Origin of the sequence: Gilliamella sp. Pas-s25 (genome assembly GCF_009795885.1) — a bacterium.
Lineage (GTDB): Bacteria > Pseudomonadota > Gammaproteobacteria > Enterobacterales > Orbaceae > Gilliamella.
In genome coordinates this window covers 82,886-95,323 of sequence record NZ_WTEV01000002.1, presented here as the reverse complement: position 1 = coordinate 95,323, position 12,438 = coordinate 82,886, and the positions used below count along the sequence as shown (strand labels likewise).

Genomic DNA, 12,438 nt, shown 5'->3' with positions numbered 1-12,438 from the left:
ATGCTAGAGATACAAAAACAATATGTGGTCGATATGGCTAAAAAATCGAGTGAGTGGGGGCTTTGTAAACATAAAGCAGGTAATTCTAGTGTTCGTGATAAAGATTCGGGGTATGTTCTGGTCACGCCAACAACAATTGATAAAAAGTTGTTAACAATTCGGGATATTGTTGTGATGGATCTTGATGCTAACGTTATTGAAGCCGATTCCGGATTGAGACCAACCAGTGAGTGTTTAATGCATCTTGAGATTTATAAAGCTCGTCCAGATGTTTTTGCTATTTCACACACGCATTCTATTTTTGCAACGTCATTTGCTGTATTAGCAAAACCTATTCCTGCCGTTGTTTATGAGTGTGCAATTCTTAATTTAAAAGATGGTGTGATTCCTGTTGCACCCTATGGACGACCAGGTACTCCAGACCTTTCAAATAGCGTTATAGAACCCATAAAACGAGCTGATGCCATTTTAATGGAAAAGCATGGTGCTATTGCCGTAGACAAAGACCCTTATGAAGCTGTATTAAAAGCTGCATATATTGAAGAAATGGCTGAAATTTACTATCACGCTCTACTGATTAATGGGGGCAAAGATCCCGGAGGGTTTCCGCCAGAGGAGTTACAAAGCTGGGCGTATCCTTCGCAAATTAAGTTTAAAAATAATTTTTAGTCTATTAATTTTAGTCAATTAATAGAAAAATAGTGAATCAGTAAAAAATTTTATTTTAAAAAATTAGATGTTGTTTGAATACTTAGACATTTTATCAATAATACTTAGAATATTCTTTTATCGATATTGCAATGATGATGTCCGCCGATGATATCGGCGGATTTATTGTTTTATTGGGTTTGGATATATTCATTCATATATTTTAAGATATACGCCATTGAAGCCGCTCCCGGATCCATGTGACCAATTGCGCGTTCGCCTAAATTTTTAGTTCGTCCAAATACAGCGATCATCTGTTTCGTTTTTTCTGCGCCTTCCATAGCAGATTGTGCTATTTTAGGGAGCGCATCGATTAACTTCGAAGATGTTAATTGACTTGCGGTTGTTGCACTAGCGGCTAAGGCATCAACCATAGTCTTATCCCCTGGTTTGGCTTTTCCGCGTTGATAGACTGCCTGCCAACCTTCGTTAAGGAGCTTTGATAATGTATCAGAATCAAACTCTGTTACGCCTGTAATACTTTTTCCGCCCGCTCTAAATAAAGTACCAAAAATAGCACCAGAAGCTCCGCCCATACTTATCATTAATTTTGTACCAATTTGCGTAAAAAAATCACCTATATTAGTTGGTTGAAATTTTTCGTCTTGTAGTAGCACCATGATAGCCGTAAATCCACGTTTCATACCGATGCCGTGATCGCCATCGCCCACTAATTGATCTAAAGCGGTTAATGTTGGTTCACTTTCGATCATTTTTTGGGCGGTAAATAACATCATTTTACGAACTTGTAATAAATTCATTCTATTTTCTCCATCCTAGTGTTTGGCAAGGTAAATCATAAAGATGTTGTAATTCTTCATCTAATTTCATTAAGCTAATTGAAAAACCAGACATTTCAAGGGATGTACAAAAATGGCCAACAACGACATCGTGGCTGATTATGCCGCGTGTATCCAGCTCAATACCGACTTTACGTGTTACAATGAACAGTTCGGCGTTACTCAGTGCGCCTAAATTATTAATTAATACACACACGCGGTCGCCTTTTTTAAACGGTAAATCATCACACAGGCTGTCTATCATCTCTTTAACAACTTCATCAGATGATGTTATAGCTTGTCGACGCAATCCAGCTTCACCATGAATACCAATACCAATTTCAATTTCGTTATCATCTAATTCAAAATTGAAATGATTTGATTGAGGTAATGCACATCCATCTAGGGCGACACCTATGGTACGCACATTGTTGTTTGCTTTTGATACAACTTGGTAGAGATTTTCAAGGTCGTATTTTTCAAATTGTGCGGCAGCCCCCGCAATTTTGTATAAAAACATAATACCAGCAACGCCACGGCGATCAGAAATCTTAGATAATGGTGCCGAGGCAATATCATCTGTTGCTCGAATCGTTTTGATGACAACATTTTCTTCTTCTAATATTTCGGCTGCAATATCAAAATTCATTCCGTCACCAGAATAGTTGCCAAACAAAAATAGTACGCCTTTTCCTTTTTCTATAGCTTTGGTTACTTCAATAATTTGATCTGGAGATGGCGATGTGAAAACTTCGCCAATTGCACAGCCATCAATTCCGCCTTTACCAATAAATCCTGCAAAGGTTGGTTCGTGACCACTACCACCACCTGAGACAATAACTACTTGATCGCTGGCAATATGGTTACCATAAACGGCACAATGCTCAGAAATTGCAGTTAATCTACCCTGATAGGCATAGATCAATCCCTGCATGACTTCTTGTCTGACATTATTGGGATCATTAAGTAGTTTTTTAGGTTTGCGCATTCTTTATTTCCTCTTTAATTATAGTTAACAACGTTTTATTGTAGGGAAAATTAATAACTCAAACGAATACAATTAATGACAAATAGTATCCTACTTATTGCGCATCATCGGGATGATTTAGTTGATCTTTATGAGAGCTAGAAATTTAGTGTTTTATTCTTGAAAAGGTATAGTATCACTAATACTTATTAATAACTTGTTTATAAAATAATATTGCAGTTATAATTTGTGAAAAAGTTTCAGGAGAGTAGGTGTTTGAGTATAAGCACCATTAATCATTGTCTATGAATACAGAATCTTATCTTCAACGTTTTAGTGGTGTTGCAAGGCTTTATGGTCAGTCGGCTTTGCAACGCTTTTCGCAAGCGCATATTTGTGTAATTGGTGTTGGCGGTGTGGGATCTTGGGTTGCAGAGTCACTGGCGCGTAGTGGTATTGGTCAAATTACCTTAATTGATATGGATGATGTATGCGTGACAAATACTAATCGTCAAATTCATGCCTTAAAATCTAATATAGGTAAAGCTAAAACTTCAGTGATGGCAGAGCGTATTTTACAAATTAATCCTGAATGTGTGGTGAATGAAATTGATGATTTTATTAATATAGATAATGTCGGCGAATATTTGGGAACAAAGCAATCACCACGGTATAACTATATTATCGATGCAATTGATAGTGTAAATGATAAAGCAGCGGTACTTGCATATTGTAAGCGACAAAAATTAAAAGTAATTACCATTGGCGGGGCTGGTGGGCAAAAAGATCCAACACAAATTAAAATTGCTGATTTAGCCAAAACTATTCAAGATCCATTAGCAGCGAAATTACGTGAAAAGCTAAAGCATAATTATAAATTAAATAAAGATAGTAAAGGTAAATATGCCATTGCTTGTGTATTTTCGACTGAACAATTAACGTATCCAGCTAAAAACGGGCAAATATGTTTTACAAAAAGTGATGCTGAAGGACCTAAAAAAATGGACTGTGAATCGGGGTTTGGAGCAATTACAACAGTTACTGCTACCTTTGGTTTTGTGGCCGTTAGTTATGTGTTAAATAAATTGTGTAACGTATAACTTTTTAGAACTAATCACTTTTTTCTTCATCACAAATCGTATTAAAAGATAACTACTTATTTATTACAAGTAGTTACCCTTTTGTTTACTGCCTAATGACTTCTTTTCTTTTTCAGTAGCTCAAAGCATAAATCAATTAGTTACTTTTATTAACATGCTTTTTTTATGCAATATATTATTGTATAAAGTAAAAATCTGATTTACGATAACGTCAATTTCGTTTTGTTATTATGCTTAAGCATTAAATAGTTTCATGGAAGACGCCAAACGATCCCGATTTATTTTTTAATTTCAAGGAGAAATCTATGGCAGTAACTAATATGAATGAGTTAAATGAGTTAATGGCTCGAGTCAAAAAAGCACAGGAGACTTATTCAACTTATACTCAAGAGCAAGTTGACAAAATCTTTGTGGCAGCAGCAACCGCCGCTGCCGCTGCACGTATCCCTCTTGCACAGCAAGCTGTTGCTGAGTCAGGAATGGGAATTGTTGAAGATAAAGTCATAAAAAATCTTTTTGCTGCTGAGTATATTTTAAATAAATATCGTCACGATAAGACATGTGGCGTCGTGGCAGAGAATGAACCATTTGGTACTATTACTATAGCAGAACCACTTGGTATTATTTGTGGAATTGTTCCTACCACTAATCCAACTTCTACCGCAATTTTCAAATCCTTAATTAGTCTAAAAACACGTAACGCAATTGTCTTCTCTCCACATCCTAGAGCCAAAAAATCGACGATTGAAGCTGCTCGAATTGTGTTAGATGCGGCAATAAAAGCCGGTGCACCAAAAGATATTATTGGTTGGATTGATGAACCATCTATCGAATTATCAAATGCATTAATGCATCACGATAATGTGGCAGCTATTTTAGCAACGGGCGGACCGGGTATGGTTAAAGCTGCTTATAGTTCTGGTAAACCAGCATTAGGTGTTGGAGCCGGTAATACGCCTGTTGTTATCGATGAAACAGCAGATTTAAAACGAGCTGTGGCTTCTGTACTTATGTCTAAAACCTTTGATAATGGTATGATTTGTGCTTCAGAACAAGCTATTGTCGTGGTTGATTCTGTATATGATGAAGTGCGCCGTTTATTAACCCAATATGGCGCATATGTTTTAAATGCTAAAGAAACCAAAGCAGTACAAGGCATTATTTTAAACGATAAAGGCGCATTAAATGCCAATATTGTTGGTCAACCAGCAACAAAAATTGCTGAAATGGCAGGTTTTAAAGTGCCAGCTGGTTCGAAAGTGCTTGTCGGCGAAGTGAGTAAAGTTGATTTATCTGAGCCATTTGCTCATGAAAAACTCTCACCAACCCTTGCTATGTTTAAAGCGAAAGATTTTACTGAAGCGGTTGATAAAGCGGAAAAATTAGTTGAAATGGGCGGTATGGGGCATACTTCTGTTCTTTACACAGATCAAGATAGCAACCGTGAACGTATTGCTTATTTTGGTAGTAAAATGAAAACTTGCCGCATTTTAATTAACCAACCAGCGGCTCATGGTGGTATTGGTGATTTGTATAATTTTGATTTAGCGCCATCTTTAACTTTAGGATGTGGCTCTTGGGGTGGAAACTCGGTATCTGAAAATGTTGGACCGAAGCACTTAATCAATAAGAAAACAATCGCTAAGAGAGCAGAAAATATGTTGTGGCATAAATTACCAAGTTCTATCTATTTTAAACGTGGCTCACTACCTGTTGCTTTAAATGAAGTGGTTGAGCAAGGTGCAAAGCGTGTATTTTTGGTAACAGATAAATTTTTATTTAATAACGGCTACTCAAAACAAATCACTGATCAATTAGAAGCGCAAGGTGTTATTTGCGAAACTTTCTTTGATGTAGAAGCAGATCCGACTTTAAGTGTTGTGCATAAAGGAACGGATTCTATGCGTGCGTTCCAACCTGATACTATCATTGCATTAGGTGGTGGTTCACCAATGGATGCGGCTAAAATCATGTGGGTTTTATATGAGCATCCTGAAACCAAATTCGAAGAATTAGCATTGCGCTTTATGGATATCCGTAAACGTGCTTGCCACTTCCCTAATATGGGGCAAAGGGCAAAATTAATTTGTGTAACAACGACATCAGGAACTGGTTCTGAAGTGACGCCATTTGCTGTTGTTACTGATGATGCAACGGGGCAAAAATATCCATTAGCCGATTATGCAATTACGCCACACATGGCTATTGTTGATGCTAATTTAGTGATGAATATGCCTCGCTCACTTTGTGCGGCAGGTGGTTATGATGCCGTGACGCATGCATTAGAAGCTTATGTATCAGTCATGGCTAGTGAGTTTTCTGATGGACAAGCATTACAAGCTCTAAGCATACTTAAAACTTATCTACCTACAAGTTATCGGGAAGGTGCTAAAAATCCTGTTGCCCGAGAAAAAGTACATAGTGCAGCGACCTTAGCGGGTGTTGCTTTTGCTCAGGCATTCCTTGGTGTTTGTCACTCAATGGCGCATAAAATTGGTGCTGCTTTCCATATTCCACATGGTGTGGCAAATGCGATGTTAATTAGTAATGTGGTGCGTTTTAATGCAACTGACAAACCAACTAAGCAAGGCACATTTAGCCAATACGGTTATCCAAAAGCAATTATCCGTTATGCAGAAGTTGCCGATCATTTAGGTTTAACCGCAGCTACTGATAAAGATGAGAAGAAAGTCGAGAAATTAATTGGTTGGTTAGATCAACTTAGAAAAGATCTTGATATCCCATTTTCTATCAAAGAATTTGGTGTGGATGAAAAAACTTTCTTGGCTCAAGTCGATCAATTAGCGGTTGATGCCTTTGATGACCAATGTACAGGCGCTAATCCTCGCTATCCTTTAATTGCAGAGTTAAAACAAATTCTGCTTGATACCTATTATGGTCGTGCATATCAGGACAAAGGGGACATTAGTGAGGATGTTGCTGTACATACCGCAGCAAAAGGTGCTGAGACCCCTAAGAAAAAAGTTGCTAAAAAGAAATAATATAAATTAATTTTTTGATTAAAAAAAGGTCTGAAATAGCTTATGTTTCAGGCCTTTTTTATGTTTTTGATTTTTTTTTAAGCAAACAAAATAAAATTTGTTTTTTTTGCTTGCAAGGTTAAATATTCTAGTCCATAATGCGCAGCACTTAGGCCGGCTTAGCTCAGTAGGTAGAGCAACTGACTTGTAATCAGTAGGTCGCCAGTTCGATTCCGGCAGCCGGCACCATTTTCCTAAGTAGACAAATTTATAAAGATTCGGGGTGGGGTTCCCGAGCGGCCAAAGGGAGCAGACTGTAAATCTGCCGTGTCACACTTCGAAGGTTCGAATCCTTCCCCCACCACCATCATCTAATATTAGCAATAGCTAATTGAAGCATTTAGGTAGCCGAGTTTGAACATGCGGGCATCGTATAATGGCTATTACCTCAGCCTTCCAAGCTGATGATGCGGGTTCGATTCCCGCTGCCCGCTCCAATTGCTGATATAGCTCAGTTGGTAGAGCGCACCCTTGGTAAGGGTGAGGTCGGCAGTTCAAATCTGCCTATCAGCACCATTCTTGTTAATTTCCTAAACTTCTAAAAATATCGAATTTGCCTGCTTTAATGCTTGTCACTAGATAGCTTTATCTGTTATCATTCAGAGCTAATTTTAAGTTAGTATTATGTTGATATTAAATATGATACTTGGTTAATGTGGTGAATCACCACCGATTTGTATTACATTTGAGGGACAATCGATGTCTAAAGAAAAATTTGAACGTACAAAACCCCACGTTAACGTTGGTACAATCGGCCACGTTGACCACGGTAAAACAACTTTAACTGCGGCAATTACTTCTGTACTTGCTAAAAAATACGGCGGTCAAGCGCGTGCATTCGATCAAATCGATAACGCACCAGAAGAAAAAGCACGTGGTATCACCATCAACACTTCACACGTTGAATATGACACACCAACTCGTCACTACGCACACGTAGACTGCCCGGGCCATGCTGACTATGTTAAAAACATGATCACTGGTGCGGCACAAATGGACGGTGCTATCTTGGTTGTAGCAGCAACTGATGGTCCTATGCCACAAACTCGTGAGCACATTCTTTTAGGTCGTCAAGTAGGTGTTCCTTACATCATCGTATTTTTAAACAAATGTGATATGGTTGATGACGAAGAGTTATTAGAATTAGTTGAAATGGAAGTACGTGAACTTCTATCTCAATATGATTTCCCAGGTGATGATACACCAGTGATTCGTGGTTCAGCGCTAAAAGCGTTAGAAGGCGAAGCAGCATGGGAAGACAAAATTGTTGAATTAGCTGAAGCATTAGACAGCTATATTCCAGAACCAGAGCGTGATATTGATAAACCATTCCTATTACCAATTGAAGATGTATTCTCAATTTCAGGTCGTGGTACAGTAGTAACAGGTCGTGTTGAACGCGGTGTTATCAAAGTTGGTGAAGAAGTTGAAATCGTGGGTATCAAACCGACAACTAAAACCACTTGTACTGGTGTTGAAATGTTCCGTAAATTACTTGACGAAGGTCGTGCGGGTGAAAACGTTGGTGTATTACTACGTGGTACAAAACGTGAAGAAATCGAACGTGGTCAAGTACTTGCAAAACCAGGTTCAATTACACCACATACTGATTTTGAATCAGAAGTGTATATCTTAAGCAAAGATGAAGGTGGTCGTCATACTCCATTCTTTAAAGGTTACCGTCCACAGTTCTACTTCCGTACAACTGACGTAACAGGTACTATCGAATTACCAGAAGGCGTAGAAATGGTAATGCCTGGTGATAACATCAAAATGACAGTATCATTAATTCACCCAATCGCGATGGCAGAAGGTTTACGTTTTGCGATTCGTGAAGGTGGTCGTACTGTTGGTGCTGGTGTTGTTGCTAAAGTTATTAAGTAATTCAAGCATTAGCGACCATAGAGAGGGTATCGATTGATGCCCTTTCTTATCTAGTCTGTTTAGCAAAATGCTTTTTTGAAAGAGCATTTTGGAAAATAGATATTATTATACACAACATAATCATAGGTTTTATATGCTAGTAAGTAACGAGAGTCAAGATACAAATATTATTCTAGACAAAACAAAATGGATTTTAGTTCTAGTATTGATTGCGTTTGTTGTTTGGGGAAATTTTTATTTTGCTAAACCTAATGATATTTATCAACCTAATACAATCGTTCGGACTATTGCGGTTGTAGTCGTTTCCCTATTAACTTTGTTCATTGCGTTCACAACAAATAAAGGCAAAGCGTTCTTTGTATTTTTACAAGAATCCCGAAAAGAGTTAAGAAAAGTGGTATGGCCTACGCGCAAAGAAACAGGTCAAACAACTTTATTAATTGCGGTGATTACCATTATTGTTGGCTTGTCGCTTTGGGGAATGGATTCTTTATTTCGTTCAATAGTCTTTTATTTAACTTCAATAGGGCGTTAATATGAGTGAAACACAACAACAAAAACGATGGTATGTTATTCAAGCTTATTCTGGTTACGAAGCGCGTGTTGCACAATCATTACGTGAATATATCAAATTGCATAATATGGAAGATGCATTTGGTGAAGTATTAGTGCCAACCGAAGAAGTCGTTGAAATGAAAAGTGGTCAACGTCGTAAAAGTGAACGAAAATTTTTCCCTGGTTATGTATTAGTTGAAATGATGATGAATGATGCAACTTGGCATTTAGTGAAAAGTGTGCCAAGAACAATGGGCTTTATTGGTGGTACGTCTGATAGACCAGCACCTATTAGCCAACGCGAAGTTGATGCTATCATGAACCGTTTGCAACAAGTTGGTGATAAACCGCGTCCTAAAACCTTGTTTGAGCCAGGTGAACTTGTTCGTGTTAACGAAGGTCCATTTGCTGACTTTAACGGCGTTGTTGAAGAAGTTGACTACGAAAAAAGCCGCTTAAAAGTATCCGTTTCTATTTTTGGACGTTCAACGCCTGTAGAGCTTGATTTTAGTCAAGTGGAGAAAAGCTAATCTTTTGATATAGTTTTTTCACTGAATTAGCAGTATCTTTTACAAAACCACAAGAGCCTATCTTGTGGTTTTTCTTTTATAAAATAAATATAATGCCTTTCGAGAATTTGAGAATAATAGTTCTGTTTCTAATATATTTAATCAAAGTGAGTCGCCAAGGTAGATAAAACCACTATAGGATCATAATTTAATTTATTATTAATATAATACAGGCAATCTATTCTTTTTTAGATTTTTTTATTCTTTTACCCATATCAAAGTGATATCCCAACCAATAGTTAGGCCAACGTGCTTCGATTGCTATATTATTAACTATTAAAGCAACCATGACTAATAAAACCGAACCTATAGCTTGTAAGTAAAGTGTTACTTAGGCGGAATGATTGTTTTAAAAAATCACTTACAGATGTTATCGCTGTTTTTTCTGAGAAAAAAGACAAAATCAATGCAATTATTTCATGGCATATAAAATGGTTTAAGAATGATAATTACCGCGGTTGTATGTTTGTACGAGCCAAGTCTGAATATAACAATAAAAGCGAAGAAATATGCGCTATTGTTAGTGAACATAAAAAGTGGATTCAAGATAGGATTTTTGAATGTCTAGGAGGCACAAAGTCATGTGAACAAGCATCTTGCCTAATTATGTTAATACTTGAAGGTATGATATCTTGCACATCCGTTTTTGGTATTGAGGGATATGATTTTGAACAGGCAAAAATGTACATCTATGATATCGTCGATAACATTGGCGAGGATAACCTATGAATTTAAATAGCTGGCTTATAGACAATGGATAGCCATTACCTCAAGCCTCTTAATCGAAATGATCAATTTAATCTAAATTAAACGATTCCAGCTGTTGTTGTAATTCTAACCATTGTAGTTCTGTTTCTTCTAATTGATTTTTAAGTTGGCTTTGCTCTAGTAACAAAGTTGTAAGTTCGTTTTTTTTGCTCGCATCATAGATTGCAGGATCAGACAGTTGTTCTTCAATTTGCTTTAATTGATGGGTTAATTTATCAAGCATCTGTTCTTCTTTTTGTAACTGTTTTTTTATTGGCTGCATTTGTGCACGTAATTCAGCTTGTTTACGTTTTTGCTCTTTACGATCTTGAGCTGATGTATTACTTGTATTTTCTTTTTTGGGTGAATTTATTTCGTCATTTGATTGGTTATCATTTTTTTGTGCTTCGGCTAACCATTTTTGATAATCATCAAGATCGCCGTCAAATGGTTCAACTTTATGATCATGGACTAAATAGAATTCATCGGTGGTCGAACGTAGTAAATGGCGATCATGTGAGACCACAACTAATGCACCATCAAAATCAATTAGCGCTTCAGTCAACGCTTGTCGCATATCTAAGTCTAAATGATTGGTTGGCTCGTCTAATAAAAGAAGATTTGGTTTTTGCCAGACAATTAAAGCTAAAACAAGTCGCGCCTTTTCGCCACCCGAGAAAGTTTTAACTGGCTCGGCGACTTTATCTCCCTGAAAATCAAATCCACCTAAATAATTACGCAGTTCTTGCTCTGTATTTTTCGGTTCGGCAAGTTGCGTTAAATGCCAAAGTGGTGACTCATCGGGGCGTAGATATTCTAATTGATGTTGAGCAAAATAGCCTAATTGAACACCTTTAGCGAGATTAATATGTCCTTCTTTAGGTGCAAGTTCTCCGGCGAGTAATTTAATAAGCGTTGATTTCCCAGCACCATTGCGCCCTAATAAGCCAATGCGCGAGCCTGGAACTAAATTAAGCTTAATTTTTTCTAGTATAATTTTATCATCGTAACCCGCTACAACTTTTTCCATCATTAACAAAGGGCTTGGTAAGAATTCTGATGGCTTAAAATTAAAATGAAATGGATTATCAACATGTGCAGGTGCAATCAGTTCCATTCTTTCTAACATTTTTATACGGCTTTGTGCCTGTTTAGCTTTTGTTGCTTTGGCTCTAAAGCGATCGATATAATTTTGTAAGTGTGCAACTTTGAGTTGTTGGCTTTCATAAAGAGACTGTTGTTGAGCAAGTTTAGTTGAACGTTGGATCTCAAAGGAGGAATAATTGCCCGTATATTCAAATAAACTTTTTTGTTCAATATGAATAATTTTATTGACTAACGGATCTAAAAAATCACGATCGTGAGAGATTAAAATCAGCGTTCCTGGGTAGTTACTTAACCATTTTTCAAGCCAAATGACAGCATCTAAATCAAGATGGTTGGTTGGTTCATCAAGCAATAATAAATCAGAACGACACATTAATGCCTGAGCCAAATTTAATCGCATTCGCCAACCACCAGAATAGGATTTAACTGGTAACATTAATTGCTCATTAGAAAAACCAAGACCATGTAGTAAGGTTGCCGCTCGAGCGCGAATTGTCCAAGCATCAATGGTATCAAGCTTTTCATGAATAATCGCAATTTGCTGACCATTATTTTGCTCATTGGCAAAATTTAATTGCTTTTCCAATTGACGATATTCACGATCGCCATCAATAGCATATTCAATCGCAGGAATATCTAACGCGGGTGTTTCTTGATTGACCCAAGCGAGTTGCCATTGCGATGGTATATTTAACGTGCCAGCATCAGCTTGAATTTCACCTTTAATTAGTGAAAAGAGCGTCGATTTTCCACAACCATTTTTACCCACTAACCCCACTTTTTGTTGAGGATTAATGGTTGCTGAAGCATTATCTAAAAGTAAGTTAACGCCTCGGCGCACTTGGATTGAATCAAAAACTATCATGATATTTTTGTCTATATATTCAAAATAAAATAGGTTAATAAAAATTGTTTTAATCATCCAAAATCAGGGACGTTATAAAACAATCAATTTAAACAAAAAAGCCCTTTGTTAAAACA

At 37.2% G+C, this 12,438-nt stretch carries 10 protein-coding genes and 4 tRNA genes; 11 read left to right on the top strand and 3 right to left on the bottom strand.

Annotation, left to right across the window (positions count from 1 at the left end; genetic code table 11):
- Nucleotides 1-669, top strand: a complete 669-nt coding sequence (locus tag GQ593_RS01445; protein WP_160430295.1) for a class II aldolase/adducin family protein — start codon at nt 1-3, stop codon at nt 667-669.
- A gap of 170 nt (nt 670-839) precedes the next feature.
- Here the strand turns inward: GQ593_RS01445 and dhaL are convergent, their stop codons facing one another.
- On the bottom strand, nt 840-1,469 hold the full coding sequence (gene dhaL / locus GQ593_RS01440) for a dihydroxyacetone kinase subunit DhaL (RefSeq protein WP_160402815.1): 630 nt from the start codon (nt 1,467-1,469) through the stop codon (nt 840-842).
- Between the two features lies 1 nt (nt 1,470).
- Nucleotides 1,471-2,475: a dihydroxyacetone kinase subunit DhaK gene (locus GQ593_RS01435; protein WP_160430294.1), complete on the bottom strand. Its 1,005-nt coding sequence runs from the start codon at nt 2,473-2,475 to the stop codon at nt 1,471-1,473.
- A gap of 284 nt (nt 2,476-2,759) precedes the next feature.
- Here GQ593_RS01435 and tcdA point away from each other — a divergent pair, with 284 nt between their 5' ends.
- The 10 genes from tcdA to GQ593_RS01385 all read left to right on the top strand — a co-directional run bounded on the left by tcdA (nt 2,760) and on the right by GQ593_RS01385 (nt 10,332).
- The gene (gene tcdA / locus GQ593_RS01430) at nt 2,760-3,554 is read left to right on the top strand and encodes a tRNA cyclic N6-threonylcarbamoyladenosine(37) synthase TcdA (RefSeq protein ID WP_160430293.1); all 795 of its coding nucleotides are present in this window, start codon (nt 2,760-2,762) and stop codon (nt 3,552-3,554) included.
- Between the two features lie 305 nt (nt 3,555-3,859).
- Complete coding sequence (adhE, locus tag GQ593_RS01425) at nt 3,860-6,556, top strand: bifunctional acetaldehyde-CoA/alcohol dehydrogenase (RefSeq protein WP_160430292.1); 2,697 nt, start codon at nt 3,860-3,862, stop codon at nt 6,554-6,556.
- A 152-nt stretch (nt 6,557-6,708) separates the two neighbouring features.
- A tRNA-Thr gene (locus GQ593_RS01420) sits at nt 6,709-6,784 on the top strand.
- 33 nt (nt 6,785-6,817) lie between these two features.
- A tRNA-Tyr gene (locus tag GQ593_RS01415) sits at nt 6,818-6,902 on the top strand.
- A 55-nt stretch (nt 6,903-6,957) separates the two neighbouring features.
- Nucleotides 6,958-7,032, top strand: a tRNA-Gly gene (locus GQ593_RS01410).
- A gap of 3 nt (nt 7,033-7,035) precedes the next feature.
- Nucleotides 7,036-7,111: transfer RNA gene (locus GQ593_RS01405), tRNA-Thr, on the top strand.
- A gap of 183 nt (nt 7,112-7,294) precedes the next feature.
- Nucleotides 7,295-8,479: an elongation factor Tu gene (tuf, locus tag GQ593_RS01400; RefSeq protein WP_065582082.1), complete on the top strand. Its 1,185-nt coding sequence runs from the start codon at nt 7,295-7,297 to the stop codon at nt 8,477-8,479.
- Between the two features lie 133 nt (nt 8,480-8,612).
- Nucleotides 8,613-9,014, top strand: coding sequence for a preprotein translocase subunit SecE (gene secE, locus GQ593_RS01395; protein ID WP_160430291.1), 402 nt, complete (start codon nt 8,613-8,615; stop codon nt 9,012-9,014).
- A gap of 1 nt (nt 9,015) precedes the next feature.
- Nucleotides 9,016-9,564 (top strand): transcription termination/antitermination protein NusG, encoded by a 549-nt coding sequence (nusG, locus tag GQ593_RS01390; protein WP_085248546.1) that lies wholly within the window; start codon nt 9,016-9,018, stop codon nt 9,562-9,564.
- Between the two features lie 363 nt (nt 9,565-9,927).
- Nucleotides 9,928-10,332 (top strand): hypothetical protein, encoded by a 405-nt coding sequence (locus GQ593_RS01385; RefSeq protein WP_160430290.1) that lies wholly within the window; start codon nt 9,928-9,930, stop codon nt 10,330-10,332.
- Between the two features lie 67 nt (nt 10,333-10,399).
- Here the strand turns inward: GQ593_RS01385 and GQ593_RS01380 are convergent, their stop codons facing one another.
- Nucleotides 10,400-12,322: an ABC transporter ATP-binding protein gene (locus tag GQ593_RS01380; RefSeq protein WP_160430289.1), complete on the bottom strand. Its 1,923-nt coding sequence runs from the start codon at nt 12,320-12,322 to the stop codon at nt 10,400-10,402.
- Nucleotides 12,323-12,438: the final 116 nt, after the last annotated feature.

Excerpts from the sequence above, each read along its gene's own strand:
- GQ593_RS01445 (WP_160430295.1), top strand. The coding sequence starts at position 1 with ATGCTAGAGATACAAAAACAATATGTGGTCGATATGGCTAAAAAATCG.
- dhaL (WP_160402815.1), bottom strand. The coding sequence starts at position 1,469 with ATGAATTTATTACAAGTTCGTAAAATGATGTTATTTACCGCCCAAAAA.
- GQ593_RS01435 (WP_160430294.1), bottom strand. The coding sequence starts at position 2,475 with ATGCGCAAACCTAAAAAACTACTTAATGATCCCAATAATGTCAGACAA.
- tcdA (WP_160430293.1), top strand. The coding sequence starts at position 2,760 with ATGAATACAGAATCTTATCTTCAACGTTTTAGTGGTGTTGCAAGGCTT.
- adhE (WP_160430292.1), top strand. The coding sequence starts at position 3,860 with ATGGCAGTAACTAATATGAATGAGTTAAATGAGTTAATGGCTCGAGTC.
- tuf (WP_065582082.1), top strand. The coding sequence starts at position 7,295 with ATGTCTAAAGAAAAATTTGAACGTACAAAACCCCACGTTAACGTTGGT.
- secE (WP_160430291.1), top strand. The coding sequence starts at position 8,613 with ATGCTAGTAAGTAACGAGAGTCAAGATACAAATATTATTCTAGACAAA.
- nusG (WP_085248546.1), top strand. The coding sequence starts at position 9,016 with ATGAGTGAAACACAACAACAAAAACGATGGTATGTTATTCAAGCTTAT.
- GQ593_RS01380 (WP_160430289.1), bottom strand. The coding sequence starts at position 12,322 with ATGATAGTTTTTGATTCAATCCAAGTGCGCCGAGGCGTTAACTTACTT.